General features: G+C 64.4%; 22 protein-coding genes. 8 read left to right on the forward strand and 14 right to left on the reverse strand.

Translation table 11 applies throughout. The annotated features are described in order from the left end of the window. Nucleotides 1–47 precede the first annotated feature (47 nt). From R3P95_RS07460 to R3P95_RS07495, 8 genes are all read right to left on the reverse strand, one after another. Complete coding sequence (locus R3P95_RS07460) at nt 48–269, reverse strand: ANTAR domain-containing protein (protein WP_394855395.1); 222 nt, start codon at nt 267–269, stop codon at nt 48–50. Between the two features lie 124 nt (nt 270–393). Further along, nucleotides 394–702, reverse strand: coding sequence for a WhiB family transcriptional regulator (locus tag R3P95_RS07465; RefSeq protein ID WP_037193923.1), 309 nt, complete (start codon nt 700–702; stop codon nt 394–396). Nucleotides 703–807: 105 nt separating this feature from the next. Further along, nucleotides 808–1935, reverse strand: a complete 1128-nt coding sequence (locus R3P95_RS07470) for a cation:proton antiporter (protein WP_317547870.1) — start codon at nt 1933–1935, stop codon at nt 808–810. Nucleotides 1936–1950: 15 nt separating this feature from the next. Continuing rightward, nucleotides 1951–2151, reverse strand: a complete 201-nt coding sequence (locus R3P95_RS07475) for a hypothetical protein (protein WP_317547871.1) — start codon at nt 2149–2151, stop codon at nt 1951–1953. Continuing rightward, nucleotides 2148–3638 carry a bifunctional aminoglycoside phosphotransferase/ATP-binding protein gene (locus R3P95_RS07480; protein ID WP_317547872.1) on the reverse strand — a complete coding sequence of 497 codons (1491 nt, stop codon included), beginning with the start codon at nt 3636–3638 and terminating at the stop codon, nt 2148–2150. Before R3P95_RS07480 ends, R3P95_RS07475 begins: the two co-directional genes overlap by 4 nt. Before the next feature lie 44 nt (nt 3639–3682). Then, a complete protein-coding gene (locus R3P95_RS07485) occupies nt 3683–4279 on the reverse strand; it encodes an Rv1733c family protein (protein WP_317547873.1) in 597 nt (198 codons plus the stop codon). 37 nt (nt 4280–4316) lie between these two features. Next, nucleotides 4317–5282, reverse strand: coding sequence for a universal stress protein (locus tag R3P95_RS07490; protein WP_317547874.1), 966 nt, complete (start codon nt 5280–5282; stop codon nt 4317–4319). Beyond that, nucleotides 5276–5581, reverse strand: coding sequence for a three-helix bundle dimerization domain-containing protein (locus tag R3P95_RS07495; protein ID WP_317547875.1), 306 nt, complete (start codon nt 5579–5581; stop codon nt 5276–5278). The genes R3P95_RS07490 and R3P95_RS07495 overlap by 7 nt, the downstream gene beginning before the upstream one ends. Nucleotides 5582–5777: 196 nt before the next feature. Between R3P95_RS07495 and R3P95_RS07500 the strand changes: the two genes are divergently transcribed. Further along, nucleotides 5778–7256, forward strand: coding sequence for a DUF4389 domain-containing protein (locus tag R3P95_RS07500; RefSeq protein ID WP_317547876.1), 1479 nt, complete (start codon nt 5778–5780; stop codon nt 7254–7256). Here R3P95_RS07500 and R3P95_RS07505 read toward each other — a convergent pair. Continuing rightward, a complete protein-coding gene (locus R3P95_RS07505) occupies nt 7182–7955 on the reverse strand; it encodes a sulfite exporter TauE/SafE family protein (RefSeq protein WP_317547877.1) in 774 nt (257 codons plus the stop codon). The two genes, R3P95_RS07500 and R3P95_RS07505, sit on opposite strands and share 75 nt — an antisense overlap. A 128-nt stretch (nt 7956–8083) precedes the next feature. On the opposite strand from R3P95_RS07505, the gene R3P95_RS07510 reads away from it, so the two are divergent. The 4 genes from R3P95_RS07510 (at nt 8084) to R3P95_RS07525 (ending at nt 10660) form a co-directional block, all read left to right on the forward strand. Continuing rightward, a complete protein-coding gene (locus R3P95_RS07510; protein ID WP_317547878.1) occupies nt 8084–9463 on the forward strand; it encodes an MBL fold metallo-hydrolase in 1380 nt (459 codons plus the stop codon). A gap of 29 nt (nt 9464–9492) precedes the next feature. Then, complete coding sequence (locus tag R3P95_RS07515) at nt 9493–9666, forward strand: hypothetical protein (protein WP_317547879.1); 174 nt, start codon at nt 9493–9495, stop codon at nt 9664–9666. Nucleotides 9667–9731: 65 nt separating this feature from the next. Further along, nucleotides 9732–10163, forward strand: coding sequence for a hypothetical protein (locus tag R3P95_RS07520; RefSeq protein WP_317547880.1), 432 nt, complete (start codon nt 9732–9734; stop codon nt 10161–10163). Further along, nucleotides 10160–10660 (forward strand): flavodoxin domain-containing protein, encoded by a 501-nt coding sequence (locus R3P95_RS07525; RefSeq protein WP_317547881.1) that lies wholly within the window; start codon nt 10160–10162, stop codon nt 10658–10660. The genes R3P95_RS07520 and R3P95_RS07525 overlap by 4 nt, the downstream gene beginning before the upstream one ends. On the opposite strand, the gene R3P95_RS07530 is transcribed toward R3P95_RS07525, so the two are convergent. Then, complete coding sequence (locus tag R3P95_RS07530) at nt 10635–11087, reverse strand: DUF1003 domain-containing protein (protein ID WP_269595026.1); 453 nt, start codon at nt 11085–11087, stop codon at nt 10635–10637. The two genes, R3P95_RS07525 and R3P95_RS07530, sit on opposite strands and share 26 nt — an antisense overlap. A gap of 256 nt (nt 11088–11343) precedes the next feature. Here R3P95_RS07530 and adhP point away from each other — a divergent pair, with 256 nt between their 5' ends. The 3 genes from adhP to R3P95_RS07545 all read left to right on the forward strand — a co-directional run bounded on the left by adhP (nt 11344) and on the right by R3P95_RS07545 (nt 13972). Further along, complete coding sequence (gene adhP, locus R3P95_RS07535) at nt 11344–12354, forward strand: alcohol dehydrogenase AdhP (RefSeq protein ID WP_317547882.1); 1011 nt, start codon at nt 11344–11346, stop codon at nt 12352–12354. A 115-nt stretch (nt 12355–12469) separates the two neighbouring features. After that, nucleotides 12470–13234, forward strand: a complete 765-nt coding sequence (locus R3P95_RS07540; RefSeq protein ID WP_094670287.1) for a GAF and ANTAR domain-containing protein — start codon at nt 12470–12472, stop codon at nt 13232–13234. 150 nt (nt 13235–13384) lie between these two features. After that, entirely contained in the window at nt 13385–13972 is a 588-nt protein-coding gene (locus R3P95_RS07545; RefSeq protein WP_094670286.1) for a hypothetical protein, read from the forward strand. Nucleotides 13973–13994: 22 nt separating this feature from the next. On the opposite strand, the gene R3P95_RS07550 is transcribed toward R3P95_RS07545, so the two are convergent. Genes R3P95_RS07550 through R3P95_RS07565 form a run of 4 tightly spaced genes read right to left on the reverse strand, consistent with a single transcriptional unit; the run spans nt 13995 to nt 15685 of the window. Then, the gene (locus R3P95_RS07550) at nt 13995–14420 is read right to left on the reverse strand and encodes a VOC family protein (RefSeq protein ID WP_283347464.1); all 426 of its coding nucleotides are present in this window, start codon (nt 14418–14420) and stop codon (nt 13995–13997) included. A 10-nt stretch (nt 14421–14430) separates the two neighbouring features. Beyond that, nucleotides 14431–14874 (reverse strand): universal stress protein, encoded by a 444-nt coding sequence (locus R3P95_RS07555; RefSeq protein ID WP_283347463.1) that lies wholly within the window; start codon nt 14872–14874, stop codon nt 14431–14433. Continuing rightward, nucleotides 14871–15428: a flavodoxin domain-containing protein gene (locus R3P95_RS07560; RefSeq protein ID WP_283347462.1), complete on the reverse strand. Its 558-nt coding sequence runs from the start codon at nt 15426–15428 to the stop codon at nt 14871–14873. The genes R3P95_RS07555 and R3P95_RS07560 overlap by 4 nt, the downstream gene beginning before the upstream one ends. Before the next feature lie 38 nt (nt 15429–15466). After that, a complete protein-coding gene (locus R3P95_RS07565; protein WP_283347461.1) occupies nt 15467–15685 on the reverse strand; it encodes an SHOCT domain-containing protein in 219 nt (72 codons plus the stop codon). Between the last annotated feature and the right edge of the window lie 151 nt (nt 15686–15836).

The following is a 15836-nucleotide window of genomic DNA, read 5'->3' on the forward strand; positions in this document are numbered from 1 at the left end:
TCAGGCCCCGTGCGTTGAAAAAGCAGCGTACGGGGCTGACTGAACAGTTACCGCGCGGACGAAGCCCTGTCCACCAACTCCTGCGCGATGTCGCGAAGCTTTCGGTTGGTGCCCTGCGATCGGTCGACGAGCAGCGCGAACGCCGCATCGGCGGTAATGCGATGTATTGCCATCAACATTCCCTTGGCCTGTTCGATCGGTGCTCGTTGCGAGAGTGCCCGTTGAACACCGTCCGGCAGCCCGAAGTCGGTTGCGTTCGCTGCGGTCATGGAGACATTGTTGCGCGACTTGCTCCGACGCAGGTCAGGCCTGAGAAGACCCGTCGAAGAGAGCTGTCCACGTTACCGATTTCGTAGTGTTCCGTGATCGCGGTGTTACAGAACCTCGGCGCTGTCAGGCGGCAGGATTGGACAGCGGCCGTCCGATCAGGAACTCGAGTGTGCGGTAGGCGTCGGTCCGCCGTCCGTTGCTCGCATTGTCGTGATACGCGGCACCGGCGACGACCACGCCGACCGGAATACGGCCGGATTCGATATCGCGCGCCGTCTGCTCGGCGCAGTTGCGCAACACCGGGCAGTCGGCGCACAAGCGCCATGCCTTCTCTGCGCGTTTGCGTCCGTGCCGAGGAAGTTGTTGCGAGTCGTAGGCATCCATGTCTTCGATGCACGCACCCTTGAGGCGCCAGACCTGGTCATCCGTCATCGTCATGATCCGTTTCGCGTCGTGCCGATCGTTCCAGGACCCATGTTCCCCGTCACGCGGAACTCGAAACACCCAAATGCCTTGCGCCGCCGCAGGCCCGCAGGGTCAGACAGGACGACGAGCGGCGACCCGCGACGCTGCGGCCGCCGCCGCGATGGTCACCAGTGCGCCGAGCACGATGGCAGGGCCTTCACCGGGAGCCAGGACGCCGCTCTGCGCGCCCAATGTCACCGCCGAGACCGGAACACCCAGCTGGGCTGCCGCGAGTATCCCGAGTCGGGTGGGCTGGCCTGTCAGGCGCATCGCGCCGTGCACCGCGATGGCACCGAAGCCCAAGACGAACCCCAGCACGATCATGTTCGGGTGACCGGCGAGGGCACGTAGATCGAGGGATGCACCGAGCCAGACGAAATACAGTGGTCCCAGGAATCCTTCGGTGATGGCGAACAGTTGTTTGGCAAGGCGACGCGGTTCTCCGATGGCGGCAATCGCCAGGCCGAAACCGAAGCCGGCCAGCATCACCGAGGCGTGGGTGTGGACGGCCAGGGCCGCGAGGCCGAAGAGCAGAACCAGGTTGAGTCGCAGTTCGAGCGCGAGTTTGCGCTGGGCAGACACCCGATGCACGCGGCGGCGCAGTCCCGAGACGTCGAAGTGTCGCAGGACGACGAAGATCACCGCGGCAGCGAGCAGAACCGTCGCAGATCCGAATGCGGCCGGACCGGCCCGCTGTGGATCGATCACGAGGGGCAGCGCGACGATGCAGACTGCATCGGCGAGCGCGATCTGCGGCAGGAGGGCCATCAGGCCCGGTGCGGTCATCGTTGTGGACTCGACGATCGGCATGATGACAGCGGCCGAGGACGACGCCATCAACACCGCGTACAGACCGAGATGAGGCGGATCGAAGGCTGCCGAAACGCCCCAACCGAGCGCGGTTGCGAGCAGCCCGACGGCCACCGCCCGCGCAGCGCCGACCCCGAGACCGATGCGCAGTCGCGGATCGCGAATCGGAACCTGACTGCCGGCCACGAACATGACGAGCGCAAAGCCCACCTGCGCGAGGAAGCTCAGCGTCTGCTCGCTCGGGTCGACAACGCCGAAGCCTGTGTAGCCGAGTGCAATTCCGGCGACGAGTTCGCCGACGACGACGGGTATCCGAAGCCCGCGCGGAAGCGCCAGCAGTGGGCCGAACAATCCCACCGCGGCACACAGGGCGAGCGTCTCGAAGGTCATGCGCTCGCGCCGGCGTCAGGCAGAGTTCAGCGTCGGGCGTCGACTCGACGGCAGCGCCGACGCAACGAGGTCACGAGGGTGCAGCGCCCCCTGCTCGGTCATCATCACCCGCATCCGAGACTCGACCACACACAATTGCGCAGCCAACGGGCTACGCATCAGCGCGAACTCGTAGTCCATACCGGCGGAGCGGAATTCGGTGTCGAGATCGGTCATGTCATCGTCTCCTCGAATGCAGGGAACACAGCGGCAAGCGAGTCGGCAATCGTCCCGGATGTGTCGATCACGGTTGCACTCGGCCAGGGGCGTCGGGCACCGGCCATGGCGTCGTACACGGCTTGCGACGCGTCCGATGCGCCGCGTGGGCGGGTCGCAATACGTTCGAGGGCAACATGTTCGGGCGTTCGGCATTCGAGCTCGACAAGATCGCTGTGGGTGCCGGCGGCCAGTTCGAGCGCGTGCTCGCGCGACTTCTCGTCGTTCCACGAGGCGTCGATGACGACCGAACGGCCCATCCCAACCTGCTCGCGCGCCCGGTGCATCAATTCGGCATAGGTGGATGCTGTCTTCTCGGGGGTGTACAGCCCGCATCCGACTGCCGACGGATGCGGAGACCGTGGATCGAGCCCCGCGCTCTCCTTGCGCACCACATCGCTCGACAGCACCACCGCCCCGGTGCGTTCCGCGAGTGCGGCGGCCACCGTGCTCTTGCCGGTGCCGGGCAGGCCTCCCACCAACGTGATGGTGATGGCCGACGACGCCAGGTGGTCCAGCGCGAGTCGCATGTGGGCGAGCGCGTCGGTCTGCGAGGCCGAATGACCCTGATGAAAGCGAAGGCAGGCGACCTTGGCACGAACCGTTGCGCGGTAGGCGATGTAGTGATCGATCAGAGAGCAGGGAGGATCGTCCTCGGTCGCCTCGAGGTACGACGCCACGAAGCGTCGAGACGCGTCGGGGCGTCCCTGGAATTCGAGATCCATTGCCAAGCAGGCGACGTCGTCGATTCCGTCGAGGAAGCGAAGTCGGTCGTCGAAATCGAGACAGTCCAGTATTCGTGGGCCGTCCGGTAGGCAGAAGATGTCGTCCGAGAGAAGGTCCCCGTGTCCGTCGACTATGCGGCCCCGCGAGATCCGATGATCGAACAGGGCCGCACGACCGGCGACGTAACGCAGTGATCGATACTCGAGCTCGTCGACGAGTGCGGTGTCGAGGACGCCGAGCGCGAGTGTGTGCAGTTCTCGAATGTTGTTGCGCCATCGCTCGTTCAGAGCGCTCTGTCGTCCCTCGTCGACGATGCGGGTACTTCGGGGACTGTTCCGATGGGCGATCGCGACAGTCTGCGCGACGAGGTCGACGACGGTGCCTATATCGTCGCCTGCCGCAGCGCGGGTGGACAGCCGGGTCGAATCGGGGAGGCGTCGCATCTTCAACAGTGGTTCGGCGGGTCCGCCGCCCGGATCGGTGAGCTCGGCGATACCGATATATACATCGGGCGCGAATCGAGAATTGAGTACGAACTCGCGGTCGCATGCGGTCCATCGGGAATCGACGGTACGGAAGTCGAGGAAGTCCGTCTCGATCGGCTTCTTCATCTTGTAGGCGACATCACCGAGTAGAAACACGTAAGCGCTGTGCGTTTCGTGGACCTCTGCGGTGCCGACGACCGCCGGGCCTGTTCGGTCGCAATCAACTACTGCAGGCATGGAACATCCTTCGATGGACTAGGGGCAGAACAAGATCGACGGCACTACCGCGAAGGATGGTCGCGGTCCTGTAGAAAGTGTTGCCAGTCCCTGTCCCACTGCCGCATTCGTGAACGTTCGCCGGCCCTGGTGGTGAGATAGACAAGACCACCGACGACGACTGCACCGAGGAACCACACGAACACGGCCGTGGCAGTTCCGTTGACGACGGCACCGGCGGCAGTCTCGGGAGCGCGTACGCGGTTTCCGTCCGCATCGCGCCAGATCGGAGTCGTCTCACCGATCTGCACAGCGGACGGAACCTGGGCCGATCCCGACCGGATGGCGCCATCCGGCGCGCTCCACTGCACAGTCGCGGTACCGCTGGCAGGCACCGCACCGTCCGTCTCGGACCGCTCGGTCCTGACGGAGTCGACCACCCTGGCATCGACTCGAACGTATTCTGCGCGTTGCTGTTGCGCCCGCAACGACAGGTCGCTGTACGTCACCGAACCGATCGTCGCTGCCACGGGAACCAGCAGTAGAAGCACCGCGGTCCCGACGGCGAAAGCCGCTCGTTCGATCCTGTCCGGCAGCCGCATCAGTGGATTGGAGATCCACGGACTGTGTCGCCACCACCGGTGCGCGAGTTCCGAGAACATGGCCGTCACCTACTCCCACCCGAAGTGCATTCGTCTCCTACGAGTCTCCGGCGTCGAGCAGTGGATCCGGAAGGGCACAAGGTCCCGATGAGCGGAGGGCTGTCGGCAGTTCGAGGACTCGACGCACCACGAGAATCGGGCAGCCCGATGCATGCACCAGCGACTGGCCGACCGACCCGGTGAACGGACCAGTCCATGGCCCGTGCCCGCGGCTGCCGACCACGAGGAGGTGTGCGGTGGCCGATGCGAGTCGAAGCTCGTGCTCCGCGGACGCGTCGAGCAGATGCAGATGCACGTCGACCGTGGGATGCATGGACTTGGCAGCGTCGAGGCGTCCGCCCAGCCATTCGAGTGCTCGGATCTGTTCCAGCTCGGCGTCGTTCGTGACAGGCCGACGGTGGGGCGATCCGACGTGCAGCGCGGTGAGTGGGACCTCGAGTGCATCAGCGAACCAGAAGGCCGCCTCGATCGCTCGGGTGCAGGAGTCGGAGTGATCGACGCCGACGACAACCGGAGAGGTCGGCGTGAGATCCGCGTGCTGGGGGCGCCACACCAGGACCGGACACGACGATTCTTCGACGATGCGAGTTGCGTTGCGGCCGAACAGCACATCTCGGATCGGGCCCGATTCACGACCTCCGATGACGATCAGATCAGCAGTGTGCGAGAGCGCGCCGAGAACGGAGGCGATGGGATCGTCCGTCAGAATCGAATCGATTGCGATGCGGGGGTCGAGACCGAAGAGTTCACGGCGAGCCGATCGGAGAAGGCGTCGACCGTGCAGTCGCTCCAACGACCGGGCCGATTCGCGGGAGGTGAGTGCGTGCACTAGCCGAATGCGCGCGCCGGTGACAGAGGCCAGGCCCGCGGCCCAGGTCAGGGCGTCGCGGGACTTCACGGTGCCGTCGAGCGCGACGACGATGTCACCCCAGCCGGTCTTCGCCCAGAAGCCGGGAGCGACCGGGTTGTCCGTGGGTTGGTGTCGCGGCTCTGCGCTCACCATGACCGGCCTGCCATGGGCGGCAGGGTGCGGCGTATCTCGGCCGAGACGGCCTGCAGGTCGTCGTCGATTGCTCGTTCCGCTTGCAGGCGCTCGAGTTCGACACGGGCACGATTGGACGTCAGTGGAAACAGGTGGCCGTGGACGCGCGCGGTGGCGTGCAAGCGGTCGTAGGTGGTGCGGACTGCGTCGTCGACGACTGCGCGCGTCAGATCGGGGAACCTCGCGGCGAGCATCGCGGCGATCGACGTCAATTCGTCGTGCAGCAGTTGGGTGGTCGGTGGTGCGTCGGTGATGGTCATGAAGATCGGCTACCTCGCGCTCATGGAGATGGAGTGCTCCTCCCCTGAGCGTTCCCGCCGCGGCTCGTGCGATGTAGGGCCCTTTGTCGACGAGCTCGTTACCGAAGGCCCCTCTGTCCTGTGATGCCGCCTCGTAGCGTCGTCCACGCTGCCCGATGCCACCACCACACGAGCTGTACCGACCGAAGGGCCCGTCATGGGAACGAACAGAGTTTTTGCACTCGTCATCGGATGTGTGGTCTCACTCGTCGCATTCGCTGTGCTCGGCGTCGGTGTACTTCTGTTCTTCGGTTACGTCGCGCAGGACGACGAGGGGCGAATCAGTTTGCCGACCGCACCGTTGACGACGGCCTCGAGCGCACTCGTGTCCGAGGATGTCTCCCTTGTCGATGCGATCGACCCGCATTTGTCGGACAGAATTTCGGTCTCGGTCCGAGTCGCCTCGTCCGACCCCGCGCGCGAGGTGCTGATCGGGATCGCGCCCACTGCCGATGTCCGCGACTACCTGCGCGGTGTGGCGCACACCGTGGTGACCGATGTCGAGTTCTCTCCCTTTCGGGCTGGATACGACAACGTCACCGGAAGTGACACCGCTGCTTCACCGCTGGATCAGCCGTGGTGGTCCGCCCGCGCAAGTGGCACGGGGACAACAGAACTGGAGTGGAAGCCGCAGGGCGGCTCGTGGACGATGGTCGTCATGAACGCCGACGGGAGCGCCGGCGTCGACGTGGACGTGAGGGCAGGCGTTCGAGTGCAGTCACTCGGACCGGTAGCAGCTTCCGTGCTCGCAGCGTCGGCGATCCTTTTGGTGCTCGGTGTCGGGGCGATCGTCTTCGGTGCCTCCGGGCTCGGCAGGCGAACGGCTTCCGAGACCGCGGCTGAATCGAAGCCGCTCGACGAACCGGACACCCTGCTCAGCGCTACCGAACAGTCTCGATATCCGGTGGTGCTCACAGGCACACGCCCCGAGTCGCTGTCCCGGGGACTGTGGCTCGTGAAATGGATTCTGGCAGTGCCGCACTACATCGTGTTGGTCTTTCTCCTGGCAGGCTTCTTCGTCACGACCTTCGTCGCGGGGTTGGCGATCCTCTTCACCGGGAGGTACCCGCGTGGGTTGTTCGACTTCAATGTGGGAGTTCTCCGCTGGGTGTGGCGTGTGCAGTTCTACTCGTACTCCGCGCTGGGTACCGACCGCTACCCGCCGTTCACGCTGCACCGCACGGACCATCCCGCCGAGCTGACGGTGGAATACCCCGAAAAACTCTCGCGCGGCAAAGTTTTGGTGAAGTGGTGGCTGCTGGCGATCCCGCATTACCTGGTGCTCTCCCTGCTGGCGGGAGGCTGGTACGCGGGCTTCCGCTTAGCGGGTAACGGCGGGGACGCAGGGGCTACGGGCCAGCCGTACATCTTCGGCTCCGTTCTCGGCGTGCTCGTCCTCATCGCCGGTATCTCGCTTCTGTTCGCCGGGCGCTATCCGCGAGGCCTGTTCGACCTGGTGCTCGGCATCAACCGGTGGGTGTTTCGCGTCGCGGCCTATGCGGCTCTGATGACCGACGAGTACCCGCCGTTCCGGCTCGATCAGGGGCCGGACGAGGTCGAATCAGCTCAGAAAGACCGCGTCGACGACGACGTATCCCGCCACGGCGAACACGAGGTAGGCGAACAAACGTTGTAGCCGCGCGGTATCGACTCGACTTCCGAAGTGCGCGGCCACGAGGGAGCCGACGATCGCGGTGCCTGCGAAGGCGAGGGTGATCGACCAGTCGATGGTCGTACCACTCAGGTGTGAGAACAGACCTGCGACGGAGTTCGCGACGATGATGACCAGCGAGGTTCCGACAGCGACCGACATCTCTATGCCGAGCATCAGCACCAGTACCGGAATGATCAGGAAGCCGCCTCCGACGCCGAACAGCCCGGTCATGAATCCGACGGCAAGGCCGGCCGGAATCGAACGTGGTGCGCAGCGTCTCCAGTTGATGCCCGATGTCGATGTCTTGCAGGCTGTTCCGATATCTCCCCGCTCGGCGAGCATCCGCGCTCCTGCGGCAATCATCACGGCGGCGAAGCCGAGCAGCAGGACCCTGTCCGGAAGCAACCGGCCGAGTGCACTGCCGGCGAACGTCGCGGGAATGCCGGTCGCAGCGAACACGGCCGCCAGCCGCCATTCGACTCGGTGGGCTCGCAGCTTCGGTATCACTCCTACTGCGGAGGCGGTGCCGACAACGATCAGCGAGACGGGGATCGCTTCCTCCACGCCGAGGCCGAGGGCGAACACCAACACCGGGACCGCAAGAATCGATCCGCCTCCACCGAGTAGGCCGAGCAGAATTCCGATCACTGCGCCGAACCCGAGCGCCAGACCCAATGTCATCGTGTGTGCACTCCAATCGATGGTTTAACCATATACCCCAAGGGGTACTTGACATACCCTAGGGGGTATTGCATGATGTGTCTACCACCCCGCGAAATTCGCCCGGAGACGGTCAGATGGAGGAAATTATGATCCTCGAGCAGTACTACCTCGAATGCCTTTCCCACGCTTCGTATCTGATCGGCGACGAGAGCACCGGACGCGCGATCGTCGTCGATCCTCGTCGCGACATCGCCGAGTACCTGGACGATGCGGCGAAATACGGCCTCACGATCGAGGGCGTCGTCAACACCCACTTTCACGCCGACTTCGTCTCGGGTCACCTCGAATTGGTCGACGCGACCGGCGCGTGGATCGGCTTCGGTGAGTCGGCCGAGACCGACTACCCCATTCGAAGACTGCGCAACGGGGAACGTCTGTCCCTCGGCGAGGTCGAACTCGAGATCTTGTCCACTCCGGGTCACACCTGGGAGTCGATCTCGGTCTTGGTTCGCGAGCATCCCGGGGCCACCCCGACCGCCGTGCTCACCGGAGACTCCCTGTTCATCGGCGATGTCGGGCGACCCGATCTCGTCAATCTCGGGGACGGATCCACCACCGACCTTGCCAGAGCGATGTATCGGACGGTGCACAACACACTGCTGACGCTGCCCGACGAGGTCGTGGTCATGCCTGCCCACGGAGCCGGCTCGTCCTGTGGCAAGAACCTGTCCACCGAGTTGACCTCCACCATCGGCGAGCAGCGGGCGACCAATCCGTCGGTGCAGCCGATGACCGAGGATGCTTTCGTTGCGCTGGTCACCGAAGGTCAACCGGCGGCGCCGTCGTACTTCTCCGCCGACGCCGCGATGAACAAGCAGGTGCACCCGCTGCTGTCACCGAGCCGCACAATTCCTGCGCTGACACCGGAGGAGGTCCGAGGCGAGCTTTCCGCCGGCACCCGAGTGCTCGATGCGCGGAGTGTGGACGACTTCGCGGCCGGCCATCTTCGGGGATCGGTCAACGTGGGTTTCGACGGTCGCTTCGCCGAGACCGGCGGCATGGTCGCGGAGATCGGCGGACGCATCGTTCTCATCGCGTACCCGGGGGACGAGCAGGAAGCCGCGCTGCGGTTGGCCAGAATCGGCTCGGACAACGCGATCGGCTACCTCGTGGTGGACCGAGACGGAATCTTTCCCCCGGAGCTGACCGAACTGGTCGAGACCGCTCCGCGCACCACGGTGGAGCAACTCGATGCCATGCTCGCAGCGGACGAAGTGACACTGGTGGACATCCGCAATCCGGGTGAACGCGACCTCGGCACGATCCCGGGAGCGACACCGATACCCCTGGCGCAGCTGCGAACTCGACTCGAGCACGTTCCGACGGGTAAGCCGATCGTGGTGCACTGTGCAGGCGGCTGGCGTTCGAGTGTGGCCGCATCCTTGCTCCGTGCACAGGGATTCGAGGACGTCTCGGATCTGCTGGGTGGCTACAACGCCTGGGCCGACGCCCACGTTCCGGCCTGACATTTCACCGAATCGTAGAGGAGAGAATCATGTGTTATCCCGTCACCTGCAACACTTGCAACAAGACCGGCTGGGGTGGTTGCGGCAACCATGTCGACGACGTCATGGCCACGGTGTCCGTGGCCGACCGCTGCACCTGCGGTGAGGGTTCGACGTTACCCGTCTCGGAGCGTCCGAGCATGCGGTCGTTGTTCGGTCGCTGAATCACCCTGCGCAGCAGGGACCTTGTGCCCTAGTTCACGCGGTGCGCTGCGGCCAAGCTGGACCGATGATATCGACAACGCGGGTGGCCACCGAACGCAGTCGACGCTGGCCGTGGCTCGGCGCAGTCTGCGGAGGTGCATCGATCAACGCGTTCGGTGCCGCGATCGGATTGGTCTCGGGTGCAATCGATCCAAGTCCTTACGTGCAGGGGACGTTGCCAGTCACGCTCACAGCGCTCTCACTGGTGTTGGTCGTCGGCATACCGATGGGGCTTGCTGCGGCGTCTGCCTTCGCAGGCGGCGGACGGTCGGGCCCGATGGCTCACATCGCCGGCGTGCTCCTCGTGGCCTGGATTGTGGTTCTCGCGGCCGTGACCGGTGAGACGAGTTGGCTGCTGGGATCGTTCGGTGTGCTGGGGCTCGTCATCGCTCTCCGCGGTTGGCGAATGACGGTGGCCGCGGGAAAGTCGGCGTATCTGTTGTCGGACGACGCATGAGGTTGCTGATCTGTACCGCAGGTCGGCATGGAGCGACCCACAGTCTGGGCCAGGAAATGGGCCGAGTCTTCGAGCACGATGGCGTCGATGTCGATATGCGGGCACCGGAATCGGTGACCCGCGTGGACGGCTACGACGCAGTGATCATCGGCAGCGCCGTCTATTCCGATCGCTGGGTTCCGGCCGCGAAGGCTCTGGTCGACAGGGTGTCGAGGTCCGACCATCCACCCGTCTGGCTGTTCTCCTGTGGACCGCTGCACTCGAGCGACCGGCCGGTCAACGTCATTTCCGACGCGGCACACGCGGTGTCGGTGTTGCATGCCATCGCGCACCGAACGTTTCCAGGAAGGCTCGAGCCCGAGGAACTTTCGTTGGGGGAGCGTCAGATCTTCGAAAACTCCGGAGCGGTCGCAGGAGACTTCCGCGACTGGGTACTCGTGTGCAACTGGGCCCGAGAGATACTCGCCTGTCTCACGGCTGGGACACCGGGCTCGTGACCTTCTGAGATCTGCCTGTACCGAGACGCTGAGCGGACGGGCAGACGTGCTCGTGTATCTCGGCTGCCAACTGCGCCACCGATTCGGTCAAGACCGTATTGGCCTCGATCATGTCCTGAAGCAGGGCGGTGTTCGAGAGTGTGTGTACCGCAACCTCACTGCTCACCGAGTCCGCGCGCTTGGCGGAGATCAGCAGAATCGCGCCCTGTAGTCCCGCGATCATCGACAGGAACAGGTTGAGCAGGATGAAGGGGTACGGGTCGAATCCGTCGCTCTGGTTGTACATTGCCCACAGCGCCATGGTGCCCAGGAACAGGAACACGAACGGCCACGAGCCCATTCCGTTTCGGACGTAATCCGCCGCTCGCTCACCGGTGGTCAGTGCGTCACCGGTTCGGACCCCGGGGTGTCTTCGCCACAGGTTCATTGCTCGCAGGTGTTCGATCGGGAGTGTGCAGCAGTATCCATGCTGCCGAGTGTTCTCCAGGTCGTCGACGAGTGCCAGGGACGAAAGCCCCTGCTCCTCGGGCCTTTCTGCTCCCGACCTGTCGGTTCGGGATACGTCCCGAACCTGCGGTGACTTCCGGCCCTACATGCCGAGTGTCGCAGCGCCGACCATCGACGGTGTGCATTGCTCGATGGTCGAGAACGGCATTGGTTTCTATAGTTGGAGGAAGTCCACGATGAAAGCTGCTGTTGTCACCGAGTTCGGCGGACCCCTGGTCGTCAAGGACATCCCGATTCCGGAACCGGCACCCGAGCAGGTGCTGGTGAAGATGGAGACGTGCGGGGTCTGTCACACCGATATCCATGCTGCGCAGGGGGATTGGCCGGCCAAGCCGACCCTGCCGTTCGTTCCCGGGCACGAAGGCGTCGGAGTTATCGAAGCAGTCGGATCACAGGTGTCGAAGGATCGAATCGGCGAGCGGGTCGCCATCGCGTGGCTCGGTTCGGCGTGCGGCGAATGCGATCACTGCGTGTCCGGCTGGGAGACGCTGTGTGAGAAGCAGCAGAACAGTGGCTACTCGATCGACGGAGCATACGCCGAATACGCTGTGGCCCATGCGAAATATGTCGTCCGCGTTCCCGACGGCATCTCCTCGTTCGATGCCGCTCCGCTGACCTGCGCCGGCGTCACCACGTACAAGGCAGTCAAGGTCGGTGGCGTCACACCGGCACAGCGCGTGGCCATCTTCGGCGTCGGCGGACTCGGCCACATGGCAGTGCAGTACGCCAAGATCGCCGGAGGATTCGTCACCGCCGTGGACATCGAGGACGAGAAGCTCGAACTCGCTCGTGAACTCGGCGCAGACCACACCGTCAACTCGGCGACGACCGATCCGGTGGCGGCCATCCAAGATCTCGGCGGAGCCGACGTCGCCATCGTGCTGGCCGTCATCCCCAGCGTGTTCGATCAGGCATTCCGGTCCCTGCGACGCGGCGGACGGCTGGTGTGCGTGTCGATGCCCGCGCACGGTGTGTTCCCGGTTCCGATCTTCGAGACGGTGGTCGGCGGTATCTCCGTCCTCGGTTCGATCGTCGGCACCCGAAAGGACCTGCGTGAGGTGTTCGCATTGCACGAGGCCGGGCGCACCACGGTATCTGCCGTCTCGCGCAAACTCGACGAAGTGAACGAGTGCTTCGACGACCTCATGGGTGGCCGCGTCACCGCTCGTCAGGTGTTCGAGTTCTGAGCGCGCATGGCCCCGATCTCGGGTCGATGTTCCCGTAATGTCCGAAACGCCGTAGGGTTCGGAAGGGCAGACACGTGCTCGATCAGCATGTGTGCTCACTACGAATCGAGCAGCGATGCACGCGGAGAACCCCGCCCCGGAGCAACCCGTCACCGACGAGTTCGACGACGATTTCGCCGCCGCCCTGGCCGGGCTCGGTCGGTTGGCGATGAGCACGATGTCGCTACCGGAAACCCTCTCGCACGTCGCGGAATTCGCGGTGCGTGCCATCCCGGGTGCCGATGGAGCCGGGTTGACGTTGTTGCATCCCAACCTTCCCGCCACGATCGTGGCCAGCGAGGATTTCGTCCGTGTGGTCGACGACATCCAGTACGGACTGGGCCAGGGGCCGTGCATCACCGCAGCGAAGGAGGGCATCACCGTTCGGTCGGGTTCGCTCGACGCCGATCCGCAGTGGCCCGAGTTCGGACCTCAGGTGGGCCGGCTGGGTGTGCACAGCGTGTTGTCGCTGCCGCTGATCACCAAGTCGGTGGTACTCGGCGCGATGAACGTCTACGCGCACAAGCCGAACGCCTTCGATGATCGAGCAGCCGAACTGGGCGAGTTGTTCGCAGTGCCCGCGGCGATTTCGGCTCAGAATGCCCGTGCGTTGGACAGTGCAGTGCAGCTGACCGAGCAACTGGAAAAGGCATTGGGCAGTAGAGCCGTGATCGATCAGGCCATCGGCATACTGATCAGTAGAACCGGATGCAGTGATGCCGAGGGATACGACAAGCTTCGAGACATCAGTCAGACCGAGCACAAGAAGATAGCTGTAGTGGCCCAATCCATGGTCGCCGAGGCGATGAAGGTGGCACGCGCGCGTCGCCGACGCACATAGACCGGACAAAAGCGCGTAGCGTCGACTATGCGGGTGCAATCGAGGCATGGACTCCGACTTTGGCCTCGCGCCTGCACCGGACGATGGAGATCCATCGTGGCAGGATTCACGGAAGAATCGAACAGGCGGTCGGGCCGCACGGGATTCTCGATGAAATTGCAGCCTCGTCTGCTCGCCGATCTGGCGCGATTGACCACAGCACTCGACAGCTCCACCGTCGACCTCGCACAACTGGTGGACCGACTGTCCGCGGATATCGACGCGGCCGTATCGGCCGTGGTCTCGATAACCCTCACCGTGATCGTCGACGGTGAGTACTTCGAGGTGTCGGCGTCGACCGGGAACAGTGCCGACCACGAGCCGGCATCATCGCTCAGGCTCACCCTCACCGACCCGCTCAGCATCGGGACCGAGAAGTATCTGCTCATTCTGTCCGGCACCGCAGGCGCTCTCGTGGACTTCGCCGCCGATGTGAGTTTCACACTCGGACTCGGCGGCGACTCCGCAGTTCTCGATCGACACCTGCGCGGTGCGGGCGAAGAGGGGTCCGCTCACGCGCTCGCGTCGGTGAGCGAGGTGAATCAGGCGATCGGAGTGCTCATCGCCGGCGGGCGCAGCGCGGCGGAAGGCCGTGCCGAACTGCACCGATTGGCAGCGCAATCCGGGACGCCCACAGCCGAAGTGGCTCGAAGAACCCTGCGTGACGCACGCGGATGGTTTCCGCCGCAGGGTTCCTGACCCACAGTGTCACCGCCGGGATTCAGCGGAAACGATGCTCGATGACGCTGCGAGGCAACTGCAATGGGCTCGGGTAGGCCACGAGAACCCTGTTGCCGTCCGGATCGCACCCGTGGACGAAACTGACTCCGTCGGCTGTGTGAATGTACGTGGACGGATAGTGCTTGCGGAGCCGAGCCCCGATCTCGTTGAGTGACTCGGCGCGTTGAGCCGACCACATGATCTCGCTGACTCCCAGAGCTGTCACCGGTCGCGGCAAAGACAGTGGGTCGGCGTGCAGATAGATCTGAAAGCCGTTTCGCGCCAGCAACAGTGCGGCGTCCGCTTCTCGGAGGGAGACGGTGAACTCGAACACCGAGCAGTAGAAATCGATGGACCGCTCGAGTTCCCGCACCCTGATCAGCGCCGATGCCACGGCCACCGTCGCAATGTGCGACGGTGTGGGCACGGCGGCCCCGCTAGTGATGGTCCCTCGCATGAACCACCAGCACTGGGCAATGTGCATGCTCCGCGCACTGCGAGCTGACAGATCCGAGGAGCAGTCCGACGAATCCGCCGTGCCCTCGGCTGCCGACAACGAGAATCTCGGCGTCATGGCTGGCCTCCAGCAGGACTTTTGCTGCAGAACCCTGTCTCACAACCTGTTTCAGGCCTGCGGGCAGATCGGTGCCGAACGCAGCAGCGGTAGCCTCGGCGAGAATCGTCTCAGCGTTCTTCGCGGGCTCGACCTCGACGACATAGCCGGTGTCCATGTACGGCTGGTACTGCCAGACAGTGACTGCCTCCAACGTGGTCGACAAGGCGGTGGCCAACTGCTGCGCACGTTGCAGGGCGAGGATCGACGAAGGTGATCCGTCGACTCCCACCACGATGGGTCGGCCGGTCGGCTCGGTGTCGGTCATGAGGATGGGCCTTTCTCGGGTGATGAATCTCTGTCGACGGCGGAGGTGGAGGGTGAAAGCCGTTTTGCGAGGACACCGCTGATGTCTCCGGCCCACTCGTCGACCTCGGCGCGTGATCTGTCGTCTCCGTCGCCGGCGTTGATCATTCGGACCACCGCGCGCTCGAACAACGACAACGTCGATCGATCGAGCTTGCCGCCGAACACCTTGTGTTCGATTGCCCAGGACGCCTCGCTCCACTTCGACTTCGCAGTGGGCGGTGTCCCGCTACCTATGGGCCCGCTGGAGAACAGCCACACCGGCCTGGTCTCGAGTTCGGATTGCTCACGGGCGACGAGCGATCGGGCATCACCGAGCCAGCGGCCCATGTAGACGCCACTCCCGAGTACGACGGCGTCGTATTCGGCGATGCTGTCCACATCGGCTGCGTCGCGGACGTCGACCGTGGCCGCCGTGGCGGTGTCGGACAGTCTCGCGGTCAGCGCCGAGCCCAACCACTGTCCGAGCTCGCGGGTGGAACCATGACGGCTTGCCGTTGCGATCAGGATGCGCATGATGCCTTCTGCTTTCATTCTCGAGGTTCGGCGTTCGGTCAGCAATGGAGTTGTGCTGTCAAGAGATCCACGGACTTGCGGTACTGAGCGAAGTCGATATCGCCGCGTGCGTACCGGGCGGCGAACAACTCCTCCAACGTGTCGGGACCGGCAACGGCGCGCGCTCTTGCCCAGGCGGGAGTGCGAGCACCGGACCGCAGCACTGCGAGCAAACACAGTGCTGCGACAGCGAAAGCGAATGTGAGGGAGAGTGTCATGCCGGTCGGTCCTGTCGGTGGTTGCTCGTGAGGATCACTGACGACGACTCTGCCGCGCGGGAGCGCCTGGAAACAGGGACTTAGGACCCTCACCGGTCGCCGAAGGTGTTCGCCGTGAGCGGCCGAATGGATCTGCACCACCGGGTGTTCC

The organism is Rhodococcus cercidiphylli (assembly GCF_033042225.1).
Taxonomy (GTDB): Bacteria; Actinomycetota; Actinomycetes; order Mycobacteriales; family Mycobacteriaceae; genus Rhodococcoides.

What these genes read in the sequence shown, in the direction of transcription:
- R3P95_RS07480 (WP_317547872.1), bottom strand. Translation starts at nt 3,638, where the DNA reads ATGCCTGCAGTAGTTGATTGCGACCGAACAGGCCCGGCGGTCGTCGGC.
- R3P95_RS07490 (WP_317547874.1), bottom strand. Translation starts at nt 5,282, where the DNA reads ATGGTGAGCGCAGAGCCGCGACACCAACCCACGGACAACCCGGTCGCT.
- R3P95_RS07460 (WP_394855395.1), bottom strand. Translation starts at nt 269, where the DNA reads ATGACCGCAGCGAACGCAACCGACTTCGGGCTGCCGGACGGTGTTCAA.
- R3P95_RS07505 (WP_317547877.1), bottom strand. Translation starts at nt 7,955, where the DNA reads ATGACATTGGGTCTGGCGCTCGGGTTCGGCGCAGTGATCGGAATTCTG.
- R3P95_RS07525 (WP_317547881.1), top strand. Translation starts at nt 10,160, where the DNA reads ATGAGGTTGCTGATCTGTACCGCAGGTCGGCATGGAGCGACCCACAGT.
- R3P95_RS07530 (WP_269595026.1), bottom strand. Translation starts at nt 11,087, where the DNA reads ATGAACCTGTGGCGAAGACACCCCGGGGTCCGAACCGGTGACGCACTG.
- R3P95_RS07465 (WP_037193923.1), bottom strand. Translation starts at nt 702, where the DNA reads ATGACGGATGACCAGGTCTGGCGCCTCAAGGGTGCGTGCATCGAAGAC.
- R3P95_RS07555 (WP_283347463.1), bottom strand. Translation starts at nt 14,874, where the DNA reads ATGACCGACACCGAGCCGACCGGCCGACCCATCGTGGTGGGAGTCGAC.
- R3P95_RS07510 (WP_317547878.1), top strand. Translation starts at nt 8,084, where the DNA reads ATGATCCTCGAGCAGTACTACCTCGAATGCCTTTCCCACGCTTCGTAT.
- R3P95_RS07560 (WP_283347462.1), bottom strand. Translation starts at nt 15,428, where the DNA reads ATGCGCATCCTGATCGCAACGGCAAGCCGTCATGGTTCCACCCGCGAG.
- R3P95_RS07565 (WP_283347461.1), bottom strand. Translation starts at nt 15,685, where the DNA reads ATGACACTCTCCCTCACATTCGCTTTCGCTGTCGCAGCACTGTGTTTG.
- R3P95_RS07485 (WP_317547873.1), bottom strand. Translation starts at nt 4,279, where the DNA reads ATGTTCTCGGAACTCGCGCACCGGTGGTGGCGACACAGTCCGTGGATC.
- R3P95_RS07515 (WP_317547879.1), top strand. Translation starts at nt 9,493, where the DNA reads ATGTGTTATCCCGTCACCTGCAACACTTGCAACAAGACCGGCTGGGGT.
- R3P95_RS07470 (WP_317547870.1), bottom strand. Translation starts at nt 1,935, where the DNA reads ATGACCTTCGAGACGCTCGCCCTGTGTGCCGCGGTGGGATTGTTCGGC.
- R3P95_RS07520 (WP_317547880.1), top strand. Translation starts at nt 9,732, where the DNA reads ATGATATCGACAACGCGGGTGGCCACCGAACGCAGTCGACGCTGGCCG.
- R3P95_RS07545 (WP_094670286.1), top strand. Translation starts at nt 13,385, where the DNA reads ATGAAATTGCAGCCTCGTCTGCTCGCCGATCTGGCGCGATTGACCACA.
- adhP (WP_317547882.1), top strand. Translation starts at nt 11,344, where the DNA reads ATGAAAGCTGCTGTTGTCACCGAGTTCGGCGGACCCCTGGTCGTCAAG.
- R3P95_RS07540 (WP_094670287.1), top strand. Translation starts at nt 12,470, where the DNA reads ATGCACGCGGAGAACCCCGCCCCGGAGCAACCCGTCACCGACGAGTTC.
- R3P95_RS07475 (WP_317547871.1), bottom strand. Translation starts at nt 2,151, where the DNA reads ATGACCGATCTCGACACCGAATTCCGCTCCGCCGGTATGGACTACGAG.
- R3P95_RS07495 (WP_317547875.1), bottom strand. Translation starts at nt 5,581, where the DNA reads ATGACCATCACCGACGCACCACCGACCACCCAACTGCTGCACGACGAA.
- R3P95_RS07500 (WP_317547876.1), top strand. Translation starts at nt 5,778, where the DNA reads ATGGGAACGAACAGAGTTTTTGCACTCGTCATCGGATGTGTGGTCTCA.